Source organism: Laceyella tengchongensis (genome assembly GCF_900182735.1).
GTDB classification, from domain to species: Bacteria; Bacillota; Bacilli; order Thermoactinomycetales; family Thermoactinomycetaceae; genus Laceyella; species Laceyella tengchongensis.
The window spans coordinates 31,327-53,120 of sequence record NZ_FXTU01000001.1 but is presented as its reverse complement, the minus strand read 5'-3'; the positions used below and the strand labels follow the sequence as shown (position 1 = coordinate 53,120).

At 40.1% G+C, this 21,794-nt stretch carries 25 protein-coding genes and 1 other annotated feature (1 of these 26 running past the window's edge); of the genes, 6 read left to right on the top strand and 19 right to left on the bottom strand.

The annotated features are described in order from the left end of the window. Positions 1-213, top strand: a binding site (T-box leader) (it extends 37 nt beyond the left edge of the window). Between the two features lie 30 nt (positions 214-243). Next, positions 244-2,904 carry a valine--tRNA ligase gene (locus tag QQZ12_RS00285; protein WP_102991500.1) on the top strand — a complete coding sequence of 887 codons (2,661 nt, stop codon included), beginning with the start codon at positions 244-246 and terminating at the stop codon, positions 2,902-2,904. Positions 2,905-2,951: 47 nt separating this feature from the next. Here QQZ12_RS00285 and QQZ12_RS00280 read toward each other — a convergent pair whose 3' ends face one another. The 9 genes from QQZ12_RS00280 to QQZ12_RS00245 form a co-directional block, all read right to left on the bottom strand. Beyond that, positions 2,952-3,866: a glycosyltransferase family 2 protein gene (locus tag QQZ12_RS00280; protein ID WP_102991499.1), complete on the bottom strand. Its 915-nt coding sequence runs from the start codon at positions 3,864-3,866 to the stop codon at positions 2,952-2,954. Positions 3,867-3,882: 16 nt separating this feature from the next. Next, entirely contained in the window at positions 3,883-4,554 is a 672-nt protein-coding gene (locus QQZ12_RS00275; protein WP_102991498.1) for a methyltransferase domain-containing protein, read from the bottom strand. A 17-nt stretch (positions 4,555-4,571) separates the two neighbouring features. Then, entirely contained in the window at positions 4,572-5,942 is a 1,371-nt protein-coding gene (locus tag QQZ12_RS00270; protein WP_102991497.1) for a hypothetical protein, read from the bottom strand. A gap of 23 nt (positions 5,943-5,965) precedes the next feature. Continuing rightward, positions 5,966-6,871: an ATP-grasp fold amidoligase family protein gene (locus QQZ12_RS00265; RefSeq protein ID WP_102991496.1), complete on the bottom strand. Its 906-nt coding sequence runs from the start codon at positions 6,869-6,871 to the stop codon at positions 5,966-5,968. A gap of 142 nt (positions 6,872-7,013) precedes the next feature. Then, positions 7,014-7,259 (bottom strand): VVA0879 family protein, encoded by a 246-nt coding sequence (locus tag QQZ12_RS17030; RefSeq protein WP_425436587.1) that lies wholly within the window; start codon positions 7,257-7,259, stop codon positions 7,014-7,016. Between the two features lie 24 nt (positions 7,260-7,283). After that, positions 7,284-7,556, bottom strand: coding sequence for a hypothetical protein (locus QQZ12_RS00260; RefSeq protein ID WP_102991495.1), 273 nt, complete (start codon positions 7,554-7,556; stop codon positions 7,284-7,286). A 56-nt stretch (positions 7,557-7,612) separates the two neighbouring features. Further along, positions 7,613-7,930: a hypothetical protein gene (locus tag QQZ12_RS00255; protein ID WP_102991494.1), complete on the bottom strand. Its 318-nt coding sequence runs from the start codon at positions 7,928-7,930 to the stop codon at positions 7,613-7,615. Between the two features lie 101 nt (positions 7,931-8,031). Next, positions 8,032-8,238: a hypothetical protein gene (locus tag QQZ12_RS00250; RefSeq protein WP_102991493.1), complete on the bottom strand. Its 207-nt coding sequence runs from the start codon at positions 8,236-8,238 to the stop codon at positions 8,032-8,034. Between the two features lie 97 nt (positions 8,239-8,335). Next, a complete protein-coding gene (locus QQZ12_RS00245; RefSeq protein WP_102991492.1) occupies positions 8,336-8,626 on the bottom strand; it encodes a hypothetical protein in 291 nt (96 codons plus the stop codon). Between the two features lie 268 nt (positions 8,627-8,894). Here QQZ12_RS00245 and QQZ12_RS00240 point away from each other — a divergent pair, with 268 nt between their 5' ends. Continuing rightward, positions 8,895-10,301: a helix-turn-helix domain-containing protein gene (locus QQZ12_RS00240; RefSeq protein WP_102991491.1), complete on the top strand. Its 1,407-nt coding sequence runs from the start codon at positions 8,895-8,897 to the stop codon at positions 10,299-10,301. A gap of 141 nt (positions 10,302-10,442) precedes the next feature. On the opposite strand, the gene QQZ12_RS00235 is transcribed toward QQZ12_RS00240, so the two are convergent. From QQZ12_RS00235 to QQZ12_RS00225, 3 genes are all read right to left on the bottom strand, one after another. Further along, entirely contained in the window at positions 10,443-11,168 is a 726-nt protein-coding gene (locus tag QQZ12_RS00235; RefSeq protein ID WP_106343116.1) for an N-acetylmuramoyl-L-alanine amidase, read from the bottom strand. Next, positions 11,165-11,584: a phage holin family protein gene (locus tag QQZ12_RS00230; protein ID WP_102993750.1), complete on the bottom strand. Its 420-nt coding sequence runs from the start codon at positions 11,582-11,584 to the stop codon at positions 11,165-11,167. Before QQZ12_RS00230 ends, QQZ12_RS00235 begins: the two co-directional genes overlap by 4 nt. A gap of 186 nt (positions 11,585-11,770) precedes the next feature. Beyond that, a complete protein-coding gene (locus tag QQZ12_RS00225; protein WP_102993749.1) occupies positions 11,771-12,166 on the bottom strand; it encodes an NAD-dependent epimerase/dehydratase family protein in 396 nt (131 codons plus the stop codon). Between the two features lie 432 nt (positions 12,167-12,598). Between QQZ12_RS00225 and QQZ12_RS00220 the strand changes: the two genes are divergently transcribed. Then, positions 12,599-13,036 carry an endonuclease domain-containing protein gene (locus QQZ12_RS00220; RefSeq protein WP_102991489.1) on the top strand — a complete coding sequence of 146 codons (438 nt, stop codon included), beginning with the start codon at positions 12,599-12,601 and terminating at the stop codon, positions 13,034-13,036. A gap of 365 nt (positions 13,037-13,401) precedes the next feature. On the opposite strand, the gene QQZ12_RS00215 is transcribed toward QQZ12_RS00220, so the two are convergent. Then, on the bottom strand, positions 13,402-13,569 hold the full coding sequence (locus QQZ12_RS00215) for a hypothetical protein (RefSeq protein ID WP_154986355.1): 168 nt from the start codon (positions 13,567-13,569) through the stop codon (positions 13,402-13,404). 675 nt (positions 13,570-14,244) lie between these two features. Further along, positions 14,245-15,120: a cupin domain-containing protein gene (locus QQZ12_RS00210; RefSeq protein WP_154986354.1), complete on the bottom strand. Its 876-nt coding sequence runs from the start codon at positions 15,118-15,120 to the stop codon at positions 14,245-14,247. A 614-nt stretch (positions 15,121-15,734) separates the two neighbouring features. On the opposite strand from QQZ12_RS00210, the gene QQZ12_RS00205 reads away from it, so the two are divergent. From QQZ12_RS00205 to QQZ12_RS00195, 3 genes are read left to right on the top strand one after another with little or no spacing between them, the layout of a single operon-like run. Beyond that, on the top strand, positions 15,735-17,057 hold the full coding sequence (locus tag QQZ12_RS00205; RefSeq protein ID WP_284723800.1) for a vWA domain-containing protein: 1,323 nt from the start codon (positions 15,735-15,737) through the stop codon (positions 17,055-17,057). Positions 17,058-17,095: 38 nt separating this feature from the next. Next, complete coding sequence (locus tag QQZ12_RS00200) at positions 17,096-17,332, top strand: hypothetical protein (RefSeq protein ID WP_284723799.1); 237 nt, start codon at positions 17,096-17,098, stop codon at positions 17,330-17,332. A gap of 45 nt (positions 17,333-17,377) precedes the next feature. After that, positions 17,378-17,506 carry a hypothetical protein gene (locus tag QQZ12_RS00195; protein WP_284723798.1) on the top strand — a complete coding sequence of 43 codons (129 nt, stop codon included), beginning with the start codon at positions 17,378-17,380 and terminating at the stop codon, positions 17,504-17,506. 91 nt (positions 17,507-17,597) lie between these two features. On the opposite strand, the gene QQZ12_RS00190 is transcribed toward QQZ12_RS00195, so the two are convergent. The 5 genes from QQZ12_RS00190 to QQZ12_RS00170 form a co-directional block, all read right to left on the bottom strand. After that, entirely contained in the window at positions 17,598-18,257 is a 660-nt protein-coding gene (locus QQZ12_RS00190) for an ABC transporter ATP-binding protein (protein WP_284723797.1), read from the bottom strand. A 23-nt stretch (positions 18,258-18,280) separates the two neighbouring features. Next, positions 18,281-19,099 carry an ABC-2 family transporter permease gene (locus QQZ12_RS00185; protein ID WP_284723796.1) on the bottom strand — a complete coding sequence of 273 codons (819 nt, stop codon included), beginning with the start codon at positions 19,097-19,099 and terminating at the stop codon, positions 18,281-18,283. Next, positions 19,096-19,950, bottom strand: coding sequence for a hypothetical protein (locus QQZ12_RS00180; protein WP_284723795.1), 855 nt, complete (start codon positions 19,948-19,950; stop codon positions 19,096-19,098). The genes QQZ12_RS00185 and QQZ12_RS00180 overlap by 4 nt, the downstream gene beginning before the upstream one ends. Beyond that, positions 19,950-20,702 carry a hypothetical protein gene (locus tag QQZ12_RS00175; protein ID WP_106343142.1) on the bottom strand — a complete coding sequence of 251 codons (753 nt, stop codon included), beginning with the start codon at positions 20,700-20,702 and terminating at the stop codon, positions 19,950-19,952. The genes QQZ12_RS00180 and QQZ12_RS00175 overlap by 1 nt, the downstream gene beginning before the upstream one ends. 296 nt (positions 20,703-20,998) lie before the next feature. Then, a complete protein-coding gene (locus QQZ12_RS00170; RefSeq protein ID WP_284723794.1) occupies positions 20,999-21,793 on the bottom strand; it encodes a hypothetical protein in 795 nt (264 codons plus the stop codon). Position 21,794: the final 1 nt, after the last annotated feature.

Here is a 21,794-nt window from a genome sequence, read left to right as displayed (position 1 = left end):
CCTCAGAGAGAAGAATCTGCCAAACTGTAGAGCTTGGCAGCTGTGAGATTCTTCGGGTGGAATCTGTTGAAGGTAGCTCCTGAGTTGTTCCCGCCAACGCCTTCACCGGTCAGTAGTGGGAAACGTGTTCCAGCGTTAATGGAAATGAGTGAGTGGAGAAATCCATGGTTTCTTCACTAACAAAGGTGGTACCGCGAGCCCTTCGTCCTTTGAGATGAGGGGCTTTTTCGTATTGTAAGGAGGATGAAACAGATGCCAAAAGAAATTCAAATGTCCACAAAATATGATCCAAAAGCAGTCGAAAGTAAAAGATATCAATTTTGGTTGGACCATGATTTGTTCAAGCCTTCCGAGGATCAAAATAGCGAGCCTTACAGTATTGTAATGCCTCCACCCAATGTAACTGGGATGTTGCATATGGGTCATGCATTAGATTTTACGTTGCAAGATATCCTTATTCGAATGAAACGGATGCAGGGATATGACACCCTATGGCTTCCGGGTATGGATCACGCCGGGATCGCGACCCAAGCGAAGCTGGAGGAGAAACTTCGGGAAGAAGGAGTCAGCCGGCATGACCTTGGCCGGGAAAAGTTTTTAGAGAGAGCCTGGAAATGGAAAGAGCACTTTGCATCCATCATCCATGAACAATGGAAGAAAATGGGCTTCTCCATTGATTACTCAAGGGAACGCTTTACCATGGATGAAGGTTTGTCTAAAGCCGTTCGGAAGGTATTCGTCGATCTGTACAACAAAGGATTGATTTATCGCGGCAAATACATTATTAACTGGGACCCCGTTGCACGTACGGCCATATCGGACATCGAAGTCATTTATAAAGAGGTCAAAGGTGCACTTTATCATATGCGGTATCCATTAAAGGATGGTTCGGGGTATATTCAAGTCGCCACCACTCGTCCAGAAACAATGCTGGGGGATACCGCAGTTGCTGTCCATCCGGAGGATGAACGTTACCAAGGAATGATTGGTAAAACAGTGATCCTGCCCATAGTCGAACGAGAAATCCCCATCATTGCCGATGAGTATGTGGACAAAGAATTTGGTACAGGTGCGGTAAAAATCACACCCGCCCACGATCCCAACGATTTTGAAATCGGCCTTCGCCATGATTTGCCTCAAATTATCGTCATGGACGAAACCGGAAAAATGAACGAGAATGCCGGCAAATATCAGGGGCTTGATCGCTTTGAAGCTCGGAAGCAAATTGTGAAGGATCTCCAAGAAGCCGGGGTCATGGTAAACATTGAAGAACATGTTCATTCAGTCGGACACAGTGAACGTAGTGGTGCAGTAATAGAACCCTACTTGTCCACTCAATGGTTTGTAAAAATGAAACCCCTGGCTGAAAAAGCCATCGAACTCCAAAAGAGTGAAGATAAGGTAAGGTTTGTCCCCGATCGATTTGAAAAGCTCTATGTCGATTGGATTGAAAATATCCGTGATTGGTGCATCTCACGTCAGCTTTGGTGGGGTCATCGTATTCCTGCCTGGCATTGCGCAGATTGTGGAGAAATCACGGTATCCATGGAAGATCCATCTTCCTGTTCGAACTGCGGAAGCTCGAACATCACGCAAGACGAAGACGTATTGGATACATGGTTTAGCTCTGGTTTATGGCCGTTTTCAACAATGGGTTGGCCCGAGCAAACAGCCGATTTGAAACGGTACTATCCTAACAACGTCTTGATTACAGGGCATGACATCATCTATCCCTGGGTAGCACGTATGATCTTTACCGCCATCGAGTTTACGGGTACAAAGCCATTTAAAGATGTCATCATCCATGGGTTGGTTCGTGACTCAGAAGGGGTCAAAATGTCCAAGTCACTTGGAAATGGAGTCGATCCCCTGGAAGTCATTGACCAGTATGGCGCCGATGCCATGCGGTTTATGATTTCAACCGGTACAACGCCTGGTCAAGACCTGCGCTTCCGCTGGGAACGACTGGAATCAGCAAGAAACTTCATCAATAAAATTTGGAACGCTTCCCGCTTTGTCCTCATGAACCTTGATGACTTCGGGGCCGACGATATCGATCTCACTGGTTCATTGAATACGGCGGACCAATGGATTTTAACCCGCTTGCAGGAAACCATTAACTACGTCACACAGCAATTGGAAGAGTATCACTTTAACGAAGCTGGCCGGGCTTTGTATGAATTTGTGTGGGATGAATTCTGTGATTGGTACATTGAATTCGCGAAGCTATCCCTGTATGGAGAGGATGAAGAAGCGAAGAAAACAACACGCTCAGTCCTTTGTTACGTTCTCGACAAGGTCCTTCGCTTACTCCATCCATTCATGCCATTTGTGACCGAAGAAATCTGGCAAAATCTCCCCCACAAAGGAATAAGCATCATGGTTAGCAAGTGGCCGGAGCCCGAGAATCGTTTCCAATTCCCTGAAGCAGTCGAACAAATGAAGCTGTACATGGAAGTCATTCGTAGCGTTCGCAATATCCGGGCGGAAGTGAATGTACCAGTAAGCAAAAAAGTCGATATCTTCATCCGTCCAGATAATGAAAAGACATTACAATACCTGCGCCTTGGAGAGAAGTGGATTCGCCAGCAATGCAATCCCGAAAATCTCACCATCGACTCCGATCTCTCTATTTCGGAAAAAACCATGAGTGCTGTGGTAACAGGAGCCGAAATCTTACTGCCACTCGCAGGGTTAATCGATATCGATCAAGAAATCGAACGCTTGAAAAAAGAGCTCAAAACGCTGAATGCAGAAGTCGAGCGGGTGCAAAAGAAATTATCGAATCAAGGGTTTATCAGCAAAGCACCTGCCCATGTAGTCGAAGAAGAACGAAGAAAAGAAAAAGATTACCTGGAGAAACGGGAGAAAGTAAAAACACGTTTAACCGAACTGCAAAGCTAACGTTAAAAGGGATGGACTCTGGCAGAAAGTCCATCCCTATATAGTTTCTAAGGAATATTCGTCGGTTCAATGTCTGATGTTAATCGATATCCTCTTTGCTTAGCCATTTCAAGAGCAGTTTGAATATTATTTGCTGCAACGTACAGCAGATCAGTAAGTTTATCGGGTTTACTTCCCATCACCTTATCTGTAATTTCGTCAACGTTCAATCCCGGAAATGTAGATTTGAATATCTCTATATTTTGTTCAATAGTCAATTTCGTAAATTTCCTTTCACTTACATTTCTAGAGGAAATTCGACTTGGGTTATCATGAATTCGATACAAATAATAGGGTGTTTCAAAGAAATGGATTTCGTTGCCCTTGTTTTGCTTAAATCGAGCATTTAATAGTGAAACAGCAAATGACCAATCTTGCCACTTTAAAATCGACTCATTATACAGTCCTGCTTGAAAGGCATCTTCTTTCCGATAAATGATACTCGTTGCTGCATGATGTTTGTGGAGAATTTGTGTGGCCGTGACGGGGTATGCCGATATGGTGTATCCATTGAAATTTCCGAACATACATGTGATAGAGTATGTGAAGGCTACATCGGGTCTATCTTCCAAGACCTGAATCGCTCGATCTGCATACGTACCTAACTTCAATATCGTTGGGTCAGTATTTAAACAATCATCGGCATCGATCCCTAGAATGTAGTCATACATAGCTGAGCGTAAACCAACATTCCGAGCATATTGCGCTCCTTTGTTGGTTTTCATACGAACGACTTTCGTATCTCCTGCTGCCTCTATCTCCTGTAGCGCTTCTAATGTTTCTGGATCGGTTGATCCATCGTCAATTACAATACACTCATATAGACATTCGAAAGGTTGCTCATGTACGGAGCTTACAGCTTCGATAAGGTAACGCCCAGCATTAAAACATGGGATAATGATGCTTATTCCTCGTCGATTCATAAGTGACCCCCTCTCATTAAATGTTATTGGCCATAATCGTCACTCTGTTAGCTTTGAAATAAAAACTGTCCTCTTTACCTGATCGGTCTTTTTCTCGGTACTCTTCGATTTTCAGATTGACTTTCCAATTACGATAAAAATAATTAACCAAATCGACTAAATAATCCGATGTAAATCTAGCCTCGTTTTCTATTACAATCTCATTACCATCGTTTGACTTTCTCCAAATGTCAGTGAAGATGACAATATAGTGCCAGCCTTTTTTGTTTGTTTTTTCAATTAAAACATTAAGTAACTCTTCAACTTTGCTTCTTCTCAAAAAATGAAATACATCTTTGCAAACAACAACATCGTACTCTCCTTTTGGTTCAAATAAATTCAGGTCTCTTTCTATTATCGTTATATTTTCTTTTCCAGCAGTGGATTGCAGTCTCTCTTTAAAATAGTCTGGTGCAACATAGTCAACTGCCGTCACTTTAAATCCTTTTTGTGCCAGTGCTATTGAATAGTTACCATATCCATATCCCAGGTCGATTGCTCTTAACCCAATTTCACTTTCATAAGTATCCAATATTCTTTGAAAGTCTGGAGTAATACAACCCGTTAAATTTTCCTCGATAGGTATTTGGTTTTTCAAAACATGATCATAAAATGACTTCACCGAACTTTGCGGTCTAATAATACGCATAGCCTGCCCACCATTTCTTAAATAAAATCAAAAGTCACGGGATATCCTGGTTGTTGAATGGAAATGGCAAGAGCCTGTGTCAGCTTCATGGTCGGTAAATGATCCGCTAACAGGCTTCTTTCTTCTTTATCCAAGAGCCATCTCGTCATTAATTCGCGATTGCTGTCACTATGAAACAACCCGCTAAAAGTTCTGCATGTGTTATATTCGTCATTCGGAAGCAAAGATGCATTTGTTCGTGTGGAAACACGCGCAAAAGCATCGATTCGCTCCACTTCTTTGATCTTGCGAATCGGTACATCAAAACATTGGACATTAACAGAATGGAGAGTAGATAGCTGTGCTTCAAGATCGACATTCGACACTCTCCCATTTTTATTATAGACCCCCTCAGGAAAATGCCTCCAAGATCGGACCGAAGGAGTGGTTTGTTCCAGAGATATAGTTCCAAGTGTTATGGTTCTTCCTGATTGTTTCTCTTTCATACAAAACGTTGTGGTAACGTCTGTTTCGCCATATTTAGATGAATTATCTCTGATTGAAGACCATTCGGGACGATTATCCCCGAACCTTTCACTAAATATTTTTGAAATTCGGTCGTTTTGATCCGAAGGGTAGGCAACATAAGAGCTTAAGGTCAACGTAAAACCGGCGTTCGGAAAAATTAATTTGTTAAGGCTGAGAAACTGAACAGTAAGGTCTATATAATGATAACCACCATGCATAATCATCCCATAACCATATTTGTAAGGGTGATCTTCCCGAGATTCGTATTCATGATGGAGATTCCAAACACCTCCAGCATGTCGAAAGTGAAAGGATGTCAGAGGGGCCTGTAGTTCGATCATTTTTGTTTTCAACGATTCGATCACGACTTCATTGTATATTTGATGATATCGGCTTAATGTCATAACCGAATGATTAACCGGGTGTTTCTCTGATTCATCTAATAGGTATTGCATCACAGGCTCAATCAAGCGTGGCTCAAATCGGCCATTTTTCATTGGTGCCAGTATTGGTTTTTCAGTAAGGCTGGGAATTCCATTTTCCACGCAATACCTTAAGTAACCTTCATGCGCTTTCAATTCCGTGGCAATGTAAACTTTAATTGTTCCTTTTTTATCCCTCAACTCTCTAAATATGGGCTCAAAGTCTTCTCTGTTGGCCCACTGATCTTTATATTGAGGATTTGGCAGAAAAAAGGCGTTTTCCGGTTTCAACGGGATTGATTTAATCCTTTTTAAAATTTCCCCTCGTTCCGATTCCAGATCAATGACGGAATATGAATCAATCGCTCCCAGGTTAATGGCATCTTGGATACAAGATAAATATTTGTTTGAAACAATCTCATCAAAGCCAACAACAACTAAGTGAGGTACTTTTTTCAATTTGATTCCTCCCCGTTGTCCTTTTAACCAAACGGCTTCCTGTTTTTGTCACGCAAACATTCTTCCTTTATCGTTGATAAATCAATCAATGATCCCCATTCGAAATCCCAATCTTCTGGAATGAACTTTTGATATCCACTTGCATGGAAAAATGTTAATTCTCCAAATATAATCCGTTCACCTACACAATAAAAATCGACCCGAACTTCGCAAAAAGGCTCGGCCAATTTTTCTGCGATCGAGATCATTTCTTCTAAATTGACCGGTTTTTTTATTTCAAATGGAACAGGAGGATAGCGCAACCTAAACTCCATCAGATTCCAATTGATATCATATATGTTTCGGCGATGATCCCCAAATCGCTCAACATCGACTTGAATATAATAGGCTTTTCCTCCAAAGCAAAAAATCTTATAATCATGAATCGATGTGCCATCCTCATTTTGAAGGAATTTTTCACAAAGGATTTTAGGCTGGATTTTAGAGTAATTCCATTCTCCCATCCAAAGTCCACATGTTTCCTTTAGCCATCTTGTTAATTGTTTTCTTGTCTTTTTAACATCTAATTCATTTTTATTTTTACAAATAATGTTGTATCCTGAACCATGGTTACACTTTAAAACAAACTGATCTGGCAATCTTTCAAAATCAATTTCCTCGACATGATTGTATACTCCATAAAGATCGTTGAGGATGCTTCCATGGCCTTTATCTTTTACGTATTCTCTGACTAGCCATTTATCGGCACAAACTGTAAGCAAAGGATCACGCCAATTGTATTTTAGCCACTGGAGTTTTTCCGTGAATCGGACCGGATTATCCAGATTGAGAGTATAACCTGTATACCATTTGTATAAAAATTTTAGATATGCCTCATAATTGACTTTAAACAATACTGTCATGGCTTTTTTTCGGATCGAATTAAACATGAATTCTCTCCTATCTCTTCTCTTTTATCGAGATATATCGAAAAAATGGATTGAACTTAGGAACACACAGAAACACATGTTCCTATATATTTCTCTTTTTATTAGCCGTCTCCTGCGTAATAGAATTAAATTTCTGTAAATACTAGATAAAATTAAACACCTTAAATTCATTGCCATTTCGATCCACTACTATCCGCACACTATCTGTCAAACCTGCCTCGGAATCTACTGTAAACTCACACCCGAAATTCGTTACATATCTCCCAAGACAGTCCTTATAAGCTCTGGTTGCATCGAGATTAAGGTTAATAAAATCCTCGATCGACTGAACGTGACCGCACTGCGGACATTCAAAGGTCGCTTTTCTCGACTCATCTCCAGTAACCACTCATCTTCTGTTTGCTTGATAATGTTATCGTACCCTTTTCATTATTTTTCTTGCATAGTAAAAAGTCACGATTGTGTTTACAATCCCAACAACGAGAAAGAGATCGAGGAGTAGTAGCTGAATAACGTCGTCCATGTCAAATAAAAAAATCATTAGAGTCATCAAGAGTAGAAAGTAATCAAAAAATGAGGTTTTATCAGCGATTTCATATAAAAGAGGATCTTTACTTTTCCTTAGTAAGAAAATCATTTTCCCTAGAGCACATAAAACCCCAATCACACCTAAGCCAACCATCACGAGTGTTACCTCCTGGGTACATCTTCGAAGAAATACGTTGTCGTGAATCCAATGTTTTATTCCTTCAACAGACCAGCAGCGGCCCTTCCTGTTACTGAGATGATATCTCCATCCCGAATGACGTGCCCACTCAACAAATGAAAGTTTAAATACTTTCCATCCTTGGTTTGAAACGTAACGGAAATCGGTTCGTTGATTTCACTCAGCGGGATATGTCGAAAATGGCAAAGAATCTGTACCTCACCTTGTGCCAATTCATCATCTTCGTAAGGGACGGATGTAGCCAATACTTTATGTTGCGGAAGGATGGAGAAATCCTTCAAAAAAGCTCTCACTTTCTCTTCCGGTCCCTCTACCGTTAATCGCAACACCATCTAAACACCCTTTAACAGACTGGATACCCGGCATTTTGGTCCGAGTATCCAAGCCTTTTGTAATGTGTTTACCGCTTACCCATCATGACCATCCGCTTTTCCTACCACCAGAATTTCCTGAACAGCCCCAGATGATCAAAATCCCATCTAACACCCTTGCACTCTTCCAATGTGACCTGATGCACTTGCAAAAAACGTTCGATTCTTCTAGGATTTTTAATCTTTTTTCGTTTATTTCTGGAAGGACAAACAACAATAAGTTCTCGTTCTGATTCATCCCACCAGTAAATAATTTTTCCACTCTTCATTTAGGAACCTCTTTGATCTGGTTCCCTCTATCTCCCATCCATGATATAATTAGGTAAATAACTCTGCTTTGTATGAGCCATTTTTCTGGCTCTTTTTTTATCCAGAAAAAATGTCAAAGGATTTACCGGCAAGAATTGTTTTCCCTTCCTCGATTTCTGCAACAACCAAATCAAGCAGAGGCATTGTGATAATAGCTTTTCCCTCTCTCAAAAACTCAACAATTTTTACTCTACGAGATGGTTGCAGATCAATATCGCAAGTAATACAAACATGATCTTCATCCGATTGTGTCTCTTTTTGATGGAAATTAATCTTCGAATGATGATTAAGGTCAGTCATGAACGGTCCCACCTGATGCGCTTTACCTTCAACTCTCAATTTTAGCAATGATCTTCACCCCCTATAAAATTTTTAGATTCCCATTCATTCTCCCAATATTCGTGTTATTATTAAAATAACACCAACATTCTGATTTTCTTACTGGATGATCGATTACTTACATTATAAAACACAGGTGGATGTATTAGAATATTTATAATTTCGTTTCATTTTAACTCACGAATTAAAAAAACGGGCTCATTTACCCTTACAATAAGAAATACCTATATTTTCGTACTACTTTTTTAAAGAAGTGATTAAAAAACGGGAGGTAACTATGAAACGAGAGCAAGACGATATATCTTTAACCCCAGAACAGATACGTAAGGTCGGATCGGTTTTACAAAGACTTCGTCTAAAGGGTGGTCACAAATTACAAGTTTTAGCGACAATGGGTAATATATCTGTAGCAACCCTTTCAAACATCGAAAACGGAAAAGATCATGTCACCGTTGAAAAAATTGAAGTCTATTGCAAATTGCTGAATACCTCTTTGCAGTATGTCTTAGAACTCATTGAAACAGCTGAAACGCTTAACTCGAAAGACTTACGCTATTTAAACCATGTTGAACGGTTAATCGAACTCCATAGCCCTGACCGTGCAGAAGAAAAACTAATTCAACTTACATTCGACCCATACGACCCTCTTTATATCGTTCAACAACTCATCTTCGGGAAATGTCACATCTATCGTAGGAATTGGAATTCTGCTCGAAAAAAATTTGAGTATGTGCTTAATCAATTGAACAGACATTTCGAATTTGATAAGAGCAATTTAGCTGCTGTTTGTCATTTGTACTTAGCCAAAATAGCATTTTTTAAAGACAAAAACCTTATTAAGGCGTTGGACCATATACGTTTAGGAAAAGAAGTTTATCAACAAGATGGCGACCGAGCTGGTATTATATACAATTTATTGATTAGCGAGGTTATCTATTTGGAAAAACTTGATGAAGACGAGGATGCCTTAATAATTGTTCGGAAAATGCAAGAGGAAATTGGTTTAATCGATCATATTGACACCAAGTTACAAGTCTATGCCTTACACATTTTACTCCTCTTCAAAAAACGGCAATTCAAAGAAGCTCGTTCCTATGCAAATGAAGCTTTAGAAATTACACGAACCTGTAACCGTCCAGAACAAGCCTTAGAAATATATACTCTGCTTGGCGCAATCTACAAAGAGTGCGGCGATTTATATGAAGCAGAAGAATACTACCTTTATGCTCTTGACTTAGAAGAGTTAGTTAGTAATGAACATTTACTGGCTACCCCCTATATGCGTTTGGGCGAACTTTACTCTTTGAAAGAAGACTGGAACAGAGCAAAAAAAATGCTTGATAAGGCTGAAAAAATTAGCCGAGAAACGGAAGATCCATTCCGTCACATGGAAGTATTGGAATTGTACGGCGATTATTACATCCGTCGAAATGAATTACAAGAAGCGATCCCTTACTATGAACAAGTTTGGGATTATGAAGAAAGATTACATCCGGAACAGCCCTTACCTGAGGTTCGAGAAAAACTAGCCTTTTGTTATCGGGCTGTAAATGATCCTAAATTTCATAAAATCGTGGCAAGGATGCTTGAACTTGATGTACAATTGAAACTGAAAATTACAAAAGGGGTGAATAACATGCCACACCATTCAATGAAATTAGCTGGGGACCCACCGAATGACTAAGCCATATTTAAATTCCGACCTAATTCTTAAATATATTGTCGGAATCGATTTGTACTATTCACTTGAACCAGATGGCATCATTTTTATAAAGAAGGGGAGGGTATTTCCATACTCCCCCTTTTATTTATTCTATACGCTTACCTATAACTTTTTAAGGAGAATAACTTCTGCCTGCTTTTTTGTTGCTTCTAATACTATACCTACAATTTTCTCTTCATAAGCCGTGTCATAAATCACCTCCCCGTCCACCGTCACCCTATACATCGGCTTGTCCACTTTCTCTTTCAACCCAAAAGCGGCTGCCACTCCTTTCACAATGACTCTAGCCAACCCATCCAAGAACCTCTGATCCCGCAACAGCTTATTTTCCCTTGGATTATCAATAAACAAGCATTCCAGCAAAACCGCACTCATCCTCGTGTCACGCAAAACGGCGATCCGGGAATGAGCCCCTTGGGTGTCATTTTTGGCTGCATTCCCATGTGGACCAATCCTATATCCTTTCAGATATCCCAACACGCTTTCATTGATTGCCTTTTGAATCCGTTGCGTTTTGGCGGGAGCTCCTTTAGCAATATAAGACTCAAAGCCTGAACCACCCCCGGAATTGCAATGCAAAGAAAGGAACAGATCCGCGTTTTTACTATTGGCGTATTTAATCCGTTTATATAGTCCTTCTGGCGGCCCCGGATAAGAAGACGACGTGTTCCGGTTCCGCGTGAAGCTGACCACTGCGTCTGGATACTTTCCAAAGTAATCTCCCACCAATTCCGCCAAAAGCAAACTCACATCGGCTTCACGCAAACCAAAGCCGGTCGCACCGGAATCCGGCCCTCCATGTCCAGGATCAATGATGATAGTCTTCATTTTTTCTTCTCCTTTCCTCCACGTAAGATTTCAATTCCTTTTTTCAGTTCTGACGGAATCGGCAAACCCATTCGTCCTGAATTCTCCACAATAGACAAGGCTTCATTCGCCAAATAAAAAAACACCGCCCCGTCCCGGAGCAGGTGTCCATCTCCCAATAACGTATCAATTACATGGGCCACGACGACAATGGCAAAGATCATCACCTTTCTTGCAATCCCAAAGAAACCAGCATGACTGGATAGTTTCTCTTCTTTTCGGGCCGCGAGAAAACCGGTGACATAATCAATAGCAACAAAAATGAGCAACGCTTTTAAAGCATCGGACCATCCACCAAAAAGTTGAGCGACGATCCCTCCAAGTACACCCACAGTAAACTTGAGCAAAAATTCTCCCCATTCGTCGGTGGTCAACATTTGACTCCACACCTCCGTAAACAGAAAAACCGCTTTGCCTCGCATCAGCAAAACGGTTAAAGTCCCTTGGATTCCCCCAATTTCATACACCAAAAAACCGGAGAATATAGCCCCGATGCCTTAATATTCAATGTCGCTCCACTGTCATTATAAGCGGTCACATAGACATAGTCGTCCTTCTGCAAGTCAATCACCCGACGGGCAGAAACCCCCGGCCAATGCCCCACCAGAAGAAGCAAAGATCACCTTCTTGACATCCACTTTCTTGCAGATCTCAAGAACGTTGATCAGCCCCTCCACATTGATTTTCAAGTCTAAGAGCGGGTCTTCAACAGACTTTGGCACCGATTTTTGTGCAGCATGGATGTTGATCACTTCCGGCTGTTCTTCCCTCAAAACCTCTTCAAGTCGGTCGCGTTGTTCAACAATATCTAGTTCATAAAAGCGGGCATCTGGATACAGATTTTCTCGCTTTCCTGTGGATAAGTTGTCTACAACAACCACTTCATGACCTTCTGCCAAATAATGATCAACGACATGTGAAGCGATAAATCCAGCCCCACCAATTACCACGATTTTCATCTGTTTCACCCCGGAAATTTAAATTATTTGCTACTATTCTCCTCTTTTGGTGCATAGCCACTTTGACAGTTGTGAGGATGAACGTTCCCCCTGCAATAATGATACCAATCCCTTTGTAATCTTTGTGTAACAATATTTCAACAATGTAACAAAACAGACTTGTTCATTTATAAATTCTCTTATTCAGAAACACATTGACCACCCTGATATCCATGATTTCCAAAGGTCTTTTACAAGTATCTCCTCTAATGTATGATTATTCATATAATTATTAATATATTTAAGGATGGGGTTTTGCTAGCCCATACGCAAATGCCGTCGTTATTAACATTCACACGGAGTTCATCTGAACTAAACGCAAGGTTTGTGACAAAGTACGTGGCCACGAACTTATTTTGCAAAGCAATGATAAAGGAAAGGGAGGCCATTGGTGTGGCAAAGTTCATTGTTCAGTTTCGTCGCGATCGGGACTACCTTATCTGGATTGGCATGTACCTTAAACAACTGTTCCAGACCAAACGCTTTCCTGACTGGCAACGAATCAAATGCAGCCGTAGTCCCATTCAAATTCGTCTATACGATGCTCTCAAACGTGAAGGATATCGAGTCAAGGCCGAATATGAAACTTGTGGTTACCAGGTTGATTTGGTTATCAAAAAGTATCGCCTGGCCATCGAGTGTGATGGAGCCGCTTTCCACTCTAGTCCAGAACAAAAGAAACGCGACCGGAAGAAAACAGCGGTTTTGTCCAAGCATGGTTGGAAAGTGATGCGCTTCAAAGGATGGCAGATCAATAAACAAGTGGAAAAGTGTGTAGAGCGGATCAATGAGTATACTAGTATTCACCGCAAACGGTGGTGGCAAAAATAGTTAAGTATTTTTCGATGAGGATTCATTGTTTGGACCCGTTCATTTTATGTGACGTTAAGAGATGCGGCCGTAGTACCGATGAGACTAATTTTCGAGAAACATCATTCTCCTCCCCATTTCTGGCCATAACCTTTATATAAACTCCCACGATCTGCTCCAGTATTTAGTTCATTTAATCACCTATATGCTTCAAGTATTACAAGCAATCCATAATAAGAAAAACAAATCATAATCTTTGTAGTATGTTTATTAGAAAAAATCTATCTTAAAAAAGGGAGGAGAAATATAAACAATATATAGTTAGTGGAATAAATTGCAATACACACTTTGAAAGGCTCCCAGAAATGGGAGCCTTATTTTTTATGTTACTTTTCCCATGGATTTTTTTTCTTGGGGGAAAGTGAATCATCCGCTTTGGCTTGCAAATATTGGCGTGGTACGGCATCATAATCACCGTTTGGCCCCTTCACCCAAGATGACTTCGGATGTTTCGGATTGAGATCAGACTTTGCATTTTTAAACCATTCATTCAAAATTAACCATCTCCTATCCACTTAATTTCACTGAATAAAATATCAATTATGACGAAACGGGTTAAAATCCTCTTTTAATCAAAAAACTTAATGAAAACTCAATTATGCTGTCTCAAGATGATGTACAAAGGGAAGAAGATTTAACCTCTTCCTTCCCTTCTCACCAATAAATTTTAGCAGTTTCAATAAAAGGGGATTGAGGTTTTATCCCCAATCCCTTCTCTCAATTCTAATAAATTCAATTGTTCTGTGATCACTTTAGCTCCCTCAGGCAATGATGGGAACTTTTCTAACCTTTCTATCCCAACATTTGCTTGCGCTCTTCGATTTCAATTCAATTAATGAGATTTTTCTTTATTGACACTGCATTCGTCAAAAAACATACATACTAAGACAAATGCTACTGATTGCGAACAGCTCGCCATAAAAAGCCAATGTCGTCACTTCTACCAATTTAACCTCTAGAAAAAACCACCTTTTATTAAGGCTACTCAAATCTTACTCTTTTGTGGAGCAACTTAGCTTCATTAGAACCATGCCAACTGATCGCTACAAGTAAAAGCGGCGGAAAAACCTTTTCCCGATGAGCGCCTCGTCACGTGTGAAGCACATGGGAAAACGATTCCTCCGCCGCTACCTATTCCTCAGACAACCTTACTCCACTTATGACTCAGATCATCGTTCCGCTTCCATTGCGTCTGCTTTCGTTCTATGAACCGTACCAAAGGGATGCTCAGGCGGCGCATAAATGGAATAAAGCTTCAATGGTTTATTGCCTGTGTTTGTTAAATTGTGCCATTTGCCAGCAGGTACCATGATCGCATAATCATCATAAACTTCTGCTCTAAAATCCAATCGATCTTTGCTATCACCCATTTGAACCAATCCTCGCCCTTGTTCAATCCGTAAGAATTGATCCACAGTGGGATGAACCTCTAAACCAATGTCATCGCCAACACCGATACACATCAAGGTCACTTGCAAATGATCTCCTGTCCATAAGGCAGTGCGATACGTATTATTTTGCTTTGTCGCCTTTTCAATATTCACAACAAATGGTGTTTTTCCATAATCTTTTAATTCAATGCCGACTTGATTGAACGATAACGAACTTAAACGGTTAGCATGATGCATCTCGTTATGACAAGCGCTTAAAAACACCTCGCCCACTGGCGAATGTTGGGTAAGTAAATAACTATTCCAATTTTCTTTATAATCCCTCGTTGCCACTTCATAAGCTTTTTGTATTCCCTCTTCATAAGAGTCAAATGGAACTTGATCGATTTGATAAACAGGCTGTCTTCCTGTGAGCATAACATACAGATCAGTCAATTGATGCAAATAGGCTTTTTCATCTTCTAACGTTTGAAGGATCTCCCTTTTATGCTTTTGATTAGGCGCAAATTTGACTAGCCGTCCCAATAAATCAATCTCCGTCGCTTCTCTTTTTATTCCAGCAAGTATGGCATCACACACTTGGCGGTTAGGCTGTGGTAAGTTGCCGTAATAAAGGTATGGATTCATATCATGGGGATAGACCACTCTGCTCATTCCCTTCACCGTTTTTATAAAACATCCTATGCACTCTGGTCAGGGAAAATACATTACTACATTCCCGAAGCTAGTGTTTAGAACAGGTGTTCCATACTCAGCTATCCTTCATGAATACGCCTCCTCGCTGCTACTACCATGTCCGCCGCTACTTACCAGTAATGATTGTTCAACAATCCAGGCCGCATTGAGGAATATTGGGAACAATAAACTGGTTGCTTGTTCACTTCAGGGTAAAACAATAACCAGTTGGCAAATTTCGTATTCAAAGGCGGCGCCAAAGATTCCCTTAGTAAGTGGGTTGGTCATTGCTCCGTCGATTATGTTGCTCATGCTCAGTGCCATTATCTATATCTATTTTATTGCAAGAGATATTTTTAGCTGCATTTAGCATTTAATTAGGTGAGAACTGAAAAAAGCGGGAATATAATGTAGGAAGTTGTCGTAAAGGTAGGGAGGATAATGAGATCACAGAAACACTAAAAGGTAAAGTGAAAGATGTAGTTGAGAAGTCCGGTAATCTGGAAGAAGCCGATTAAGACACTAATTGGAACAATAGAATATATGGTTTACTTTATCGCAAACCATAAATTCTTATTTAAGAGGTGATTAAATTGAATTCATTTTATGTCAAGGTGGTAAGTGGTCTCGTTGTCTTTTCTGTTGCCATTGCTGGTTGTTCCACACCCGTCTCCAAGACAGAAGAGGGAGTAACAGCAGAGCAAAACAAAGAAACTAAAAAAGCGTATGCGACAGAAGTCGAAGAAATGTTAAAAGAAGGTCCCGGCAAATATGCGGGTGATGCCTATCATAAAGAAAATGCCAACAAAGAGTTAGATACGCTACCTAAAAATCTCACGGGCGAACAAGCATACCAAAAGTTAGTTGAGCTTTTTGCAGAGGATTATCAACCCTATGTGAAAAAACTGGATGCGTTTGATACTACATATACCGTTAGTGGCGACCCAGGTGACTTAAAAACGCCTTCAGGCAAGCAGTTGAATGTCATGATCCTGATCGACTCCTCAGGAAGCATGGCTGGTAAGGTTGATGGCTTTTCCAAAATGACCCTTGCGAAAAACGCGGTTTCCCGTTTTGCATCTTCACTTTCTACACATGCAAACGTCTCTTTAAGGGTGTATGGCCATAAAGGTAGCAATGCTGATAAAGATAAAGACCTCTCTTGTAAAAGCACCGAAGTCGTTTATCCTTTGGGTAAATATGATCAACAAATGTTTGGCAAGGCGTTGGACAAGTTTAAACCCACCGGATGGACACCGATTGCATTGGCCATGAAAGAAGCAGCCAATGATCTATCGAAAATAAATGGCCCCTCGGAAAATTTGGTTTATGTAGTAAGTGACGGCATTGAAACTTGTGGCGGGAACCCGGTTCAAGTGGCGCAAGAGTTGAATAAATCCAATGTCAAAGCCGTGGTAAATATTATCGGATTTGATGTGGATAATGCAGGTCAAAAAGCATTGCAGGAAGTCGCTAAGGCTGGCGGCGGCGAATATGCAACAGTCCGTAATGATGAAGGGTTGCGGCGATATTTTGATACCCAAAGAATGAAAATCTGGGAAAAATGGTTAATGTGGAAAGTTAGAAATACTAGAAGCATTATTCATCAATTTGTTCAAAAGAAAGGTGAATTGCAAAGACTTACTTTTAGTGGGCATGGAGTAGATAAACTATCTTCTACAGAGTCACGACACATGAAAGATGCCTTGAGTCATTTGGAGGATTCAGGGAAATTATCCAGTGAAGAAGCCGATAAAGTTAAAGAATTGATCACTAATCGTGCGGATAAAATTGATGAATATAGAAAGAGTCGTTATGACTCTATTATGGAACTCTTGGAAGAAAACAAAAAGAAGATAAGAGAAATCGTAGAGAAAAAAGGTAAGAACAAAATGGATGAATATGATACCAACTAATTAAGAAGACAAATCGATATTTTAGAGGTGGTTCGGACATGAAAAATTATGTAGATAGCTTATCTTTGTACAAAGATAAGCTATTGTACATCCTTCTTTTTGGATTTACCATTGCGTTTCCACTCTTTTTTATCAATCAATTTGTATACACATTTTATAATAATCTCTTTGCATCGGTAGGCGTTTCGGAATTAGGGAGTTACCCACAGTTCATCTTTTCTACCATTACTATCTTTATCAGCCAAATTCCATTTATTTTGTTAAAAGTAAGTTGATCGAAGTTTATACTTATTATGATAAGAAGAATAAAGGAGATGATGATGATTAAAGAGGAAATCAAAAAAGATTCGGCTGATAAACTTTTCGATTTTGGAGCGAATGTGATGATTGTGGCGATCGTTGTAGCTGTTGCATTAATTGGATTAGGTTTAGCACTTGAATTGATCTAAATAGGTAAAAAACGACGATGAGAGTCATCACTTTTCTCATCGTCGTTTCATAACCAAATGCCTTTATTTATTATTGCATCCTCATATGTACTCAACTTTTAAAATCGGTGATCGGCGTTACTGTTCCCTTTTCTACTCTATAAACTTCATCACACAACTTCTCGATTTCTTCCATATAATGACTTGCCAAAAGAATACTTACCCCATCTTTGCGTAAGTTTAATAGAAGTTGATGAAGCATTTCCACTCCATCCGTGTCTAATCCATTTGTAGGTTCATCCAACAAGAGGAGTTTTGGTTGTTCCATGATGGCTTGTGCAATTCCTAATCGCTGGCGCATTCCCAATGAATACTTACGGACGGCCTTTTTATCACGGGGATCAAGACCTACTTGCTCCATTACTTGTTCAATGTCGGCATCAGATATTTTATTTCTTAGTGAAGCCAACATTTTCAAATTCTTAAAGCCACTATATTCAGGAATAAACCCTGGTGTTTCGATAATCACACCTACGTCTTGCGGGAAGGTTCCATCTTTGCCTACTTCTTTATCAAAAACAAAAATGCGCCCTTCTGTTGGATAAACAAAACCACTAATCATTCGAAATAACATCGTTTTACCTGACCCATTTCTGCCGACTAAGCCGACAATTTTCCCTTCGGCAACTTCAAGATTGACTTGGCTAAGTATCTGCTTTTGATCAATGATCTTCGAAACGTTTTCTAATTTCACTGCCAATTTCGATTCCATCATGAAAACCTCCGACTACGTTTTTATTGCAAACTATCTTTATGCGCATATCCGAATATATCGGCTTTTTTCACATACAAATAACCCATATACATAGAAAGCATCAAAACAATCGCATTATAAACAAAGGACCAAGACAGGCTAAAACTGGGAACATACGGATCTACCATGGTATGCCGAAGAAACATCCCCTGATTGCCTGGGAACCATTTTATCAACTGCTTGCCAAATAAAGGACTAAAACAAGAAACGACATAAAGCACAGAAATAAAAAGAATTGGCTTAAATACACTCTTCCATTTTACAGCCAACGCTAGCTGTAGGACTGCCATCGCTAAACTGGTACTCCAGCATAATACAAATACCCATGCTAGCATGGTAAATGGATGGATACCGGTAAACTGCAATGGCCCGTCAGTTCCTTGCCATTTGCCCAAATGAGCCGCCCATGAAAATTGGCTAGATCCTATCACTAAAATCGTACAGATAGCCATGAAATAATAAACAAATGAAGTTACCCCTAATGCAAGAACCTTCTTTATCCACCATTTGTTGCGCGTAAAATAACGCGGCAAAACAAATATTGCACGCTCCACCCATTCACTGCACGTAGCGTTCCCAATTAATACAAGGAACAATAAGTTGAGAATAAGCCATTTTGACCATTCATAAAATGATACATCATCCTGAGCAATGGGTCCCCCCAATGAAACCATAACAAGATCCCATACAGTGATTAACTCTTCATGACCACCTGATGAAGAACGGAGTATAGTGGCGCTACTCCAACTGACCAAGGCGAAGAGACCACATGCAATGATCGCGTACCATCTTTTTTTCATTCTGCCACTCCTAGATTTATGTCTTCCTTCGAGATTTTAACACTACCCCATATCCATAATAGAGCGGCTACTACCATCCAGTACCCAATCGATATACCTACTTGAGACCAAGATGAGAAAAGATCATTTATATCCAATAGGTGATACACAAAATGTCGCGGAAATAAAAATGCACTCTCTACTAACGGAATCCGAAACAACAATAAGACATAGCCCAAAAATGGAATACACGAAGAGATAATAAGCCCCCACACTTCACTTCGTGTATACATGGATGCAATGAAGGTTATAAGACCAAAAGTAAATAACCCGAAATATAACAAACATCCTATTTGAAACAAGACGATACTCGGTGCCATGCTCCCTATGATCTGTGGTTGTACTGGCAAAGGGAACAAATGCTGTACCTTAGCCACGCTCCATCCCTCATCCCACGGAAGATATAAGAATCCAATCAAATATGCATACGCCATTAGAAAAAAAACATAACACAAGGTTAATAAAGCAAGAATAACCACTTTACCAAACCACCAACCCGTACGACTACCAATGCGTAACATCCACTGTTCTTTACTATCTTGATCAAACATTAAATCGCTGACCAAGAATAAAAAAAACGGAATCATAAAGATGAAAATATAGCTATAGCTGAACAAATCAAATAAGATGTCCCATATATTTAATACATGTTGTTGAATTCCCATATTGTTTAGCTGAATGATAAATCGGTTCGCTTCCTGGTAAAATAAGACAGGGCAAACTATCAAAAATACATACCACCTGACTTTCGTAAATTGACGCTTAAGTCCAATCCAAATGAAATGAGTATATGAAGCACCCCAAAAATTCATTATTCCACCTCATGACTAGATACTTTTTTCCAAACAAACACTAAACTAACCATAAATATAATTAGTAGTTCGCCAAAAGCAGTCCACCCGGTTGAAAAGTTCGCAGTGTGAGGTAAAAACGTTGATGGGGGCTTTAAAGCACTAAGCGTTTCAATTTGTGCAAACAAAAAGTTAAATACATGATAGAATATAAAGGGAATCGTTAAAATCAGGTAGCGCTTCTGTATATAGAGTGATAACCCAAAGCCAAAAGTAGCATAAACGACACCAAATACAAAATGAAGGAACACATAAACGAACATATAAAGCACGACATTCTCTGGTAACAAGCTCGAAAACGCCCCACCTATTTGGTTATCTGCATCAAACGTCTTCGGATAAATACTTAGAGTAAAAATAGTGAGCATCAATGTGGGAACACTAGTAACTACCCCACCAACCAACGCATTGATTAACAACTTTATTCTCACATAAGTACGATGTTCCATCCGCATCCGCACAAAATTTAGATACCCGCTATTACGCTCCATAGCATATGTATCCGCAAATGGCCAAACACAAATGATCGGTACCACAAACGAGTAAATCTCTAATCCAAATACCCAAGGAAAATATGCCTGTTCAGCAACGATTGGTCGTGGTAAACCAGCCATCATTATCCCAACACTGCAAAGAGCAATCGCCACAAATAAAGCTAAAAAGAAGTTTTTCCCCAAAAATGCGCGTGATAATTCTTGTCTAAAAACAGCCATCTACTCGTACACCCCTATCTAAAGATAAACCGCATTCAACGTTGAATGCGGTTTCTAATTAAAATGAATAATAGTACTTCTACATCACTTAAAAGCGGACGTAAATAGAATCAAGCGAAAGAAGGTAAACTTTACAAAGTCACCTCGCCAATTGTAAATAAAAACAACAAGTCTATATAATATAAAATTCAATCTAAAGTCAATAAAAAAACGCAATAATCATACATATTCGCGAAGACTCCTCCTCACCTCTGGAAGGGGAGAATGCAGGAAAATCCCCCTTTGTCAGCGCCGTTTTATGATTTGCGCATGCTTTGCCACTCTCGCAATGAAAAAGAGACATCCCCGCCTTTTGAGGCGACTTCTTCATCTTCCAATGTCAAAAATCTTGCAATGGTGAAATCCAAACGATCCACCTCTCTCACTGTTTCTGGGCTTACGCCATTTAAGTTAATCAACATGAAATTATCAACAGGGACATTCGGCTCAATAATCTCCGTCAAATCATCATTCGTCCAAGCGGTAAACACCTTGTCTTGGCTAATCACATTAAAGGTTCCTTCACGGAGAATGGCTTGACCCCTTATCAGTTTGAGGTGGCAAAAGGGATAATGATAACCGTTAGTGCTGTCTATTTTAAGTGGCACTTCCGTTTTGTTTTCCACTCTGTACTTGACATACAGAAAGAAATCTGTCATTTGCGGGTTGTTGTCCAACGCTCTCTTGATGCGCACGTCTCTGATGTCTGTGGCCCGCAAGAGTTTGATCTGTAGAAAAGAAACGGCCACATTGCCATCATTGAGCATGCGATCTTCCATCTTAGCATCAGTTACTTTTTGCACGGTAAAATCTCCATATGCCGGGTAGTGAATCATAGATTTGTCTTCATCAAACGGAATATTCTCATCTGTTACATAAAGTGTCTCATTGCTTCTCAACGTCCCTCCGCCTTGGTCACTTAAACATTTGGTGAACCGATTGCTAAATTGCGTCACCTTGATGGGCTTTAGGACATCCGGCTCCGGATCGCGGTTGGCGCACGAGCTTAAACACAAAGCCACTGCCACAAGCAACACAGGGAGGCCGTTCATT

Excerpts from the sequence above, each read along its gene's own strand:
- QQZ12_RS00285 (WP_102991500.1), top strand. The coding sequence starts at position 244 with ATGAAACAGATGCCAAAAGAAATTCAAATGTCCACAAAATATGATCCA.
- QQZ12_RS00280 (WP_102991499.1), bottom strand. The coding sequence starts at position 3,866 with ATGAATCGACGAGGAATAAGCATCATTATCCCATGTTTTAATGCTGGG.
- QQZ12_RS00275 (WP_102991498.1), bottom strand. The coding sequence starts at position 4,554 with ATGCGTATTATTAGACCGCAAAGTTCGGTGAAGTCATTTTATGATCAT.
- QQZ12_RS00265 (WP_102991496.1), bottom strand. The coding sequence starts at position 6,871 with ATGTTTAATTCGATCCGAAAAAAAGCCATGACAGTATTGTTTAAAGTC.
- QQZ12_RS00255 (WP_102991494.1), bottom strand. The coding sequence starts at position 7,930 with ATGGTGTTGCGATTAACGGTAGAGGGACCGGAAGAGAAAGTGAGAGCT.
- QQZ12_RS00250 (WP_102991493.1), bottom strand. The coding sequence starts at position 8,238 with ATGAAGAGTGGAAAAATTATTTACTGGTGGGATGAATCAGAACGAGAA.
- QQZ12_RS00240 (WP_102991491.1), top strand. The coding sequence starts at position 8,895 with ATGAAACGAGAGCAAGACGATATATCTTTAACCCCAGAACAGATACGT.
- QQZ12_RS00235 (WP_106343116.1), bottom strand. The coding sequence starts at position 11,168 with ATGAAGACTATCATCATTGATCCTGGACATGGAGGGCCGGATTCCGGT.
- QQZ12_RS00230 (WP_102993750.1), bottom strand. The coding sequence starts at position 11,584 with ATGTTGACCACCGACGAATGGGGAGAATTTTTGCTCAAGTTTACTGTG.
- QQZ12_RS00225 (WP_102993749.1), bottom strand. The coding sequence starts at position 12,166 with ATGAAAATCGTGGTAATTGGTGGGGCTGGATTTATCGCTTCACATGTC.
- QQZ12_RS00210 (WP_154986354.1), bottom strand. The coding sequence starts at position 15,120 with ATGAGCAGAGTGGTCTATCCCCATGATATGAATCCATACCTTTATTAC.
- QQZ12_RS00200 (WP_284723799.1), top strand. The coding sequence starts at position 17,096 with ATGAAAAATTATGTAGATAGCTTATCTTTGTACAAAGATAAGCTATTG.
- QQZ12_RS00195 (WP_284723798.1), top strand. The coding sequence starts at position 17,378 with ATGATTAAAGAGGAAATCAAAAAAGATTCGGCTGATAAACTTTTCGAT.
- QQZ12_RS00190 (WP_284723797.1), bottom strand. The coding sequence starts at position 18,257 with ATGGAATCGAAATTGGCAGTGAAATTAGAAAACGTTTCGAAGATCATT.
- QQZ12_RS00185 (WP_284723796.1), bottom strand. The coding sequence starts at position 19,099 with ATGAAAAAAAGATGGTACGCGATCATTGCATGTGGTCTCTTCGCCTTG.
- QQZ12_RS00180 (WP_284723795.1), bottom strand. The coding sequence starts at position 19,950 with ATGAATTTTTGGGGTGCTTCATATACTCATTTCATTTGGATTGGACTT.
- QQZ12_RS00175 (WP_106343142.1), bottom strand. The coding sequence starts at position 20,702 with ATGGCTGTTTTTAGACAAGAATTATCACGCGCATTTTTGGGGAAAAAC.
- QQZ12_RS00170 (WP_284723794.1), bottom strand. The coding sequence starts at position 21,793 with ATGAACGGCCTCCCTGTGTTGCTTGTGGCAGTGGCTTTGTGTTTAAGC.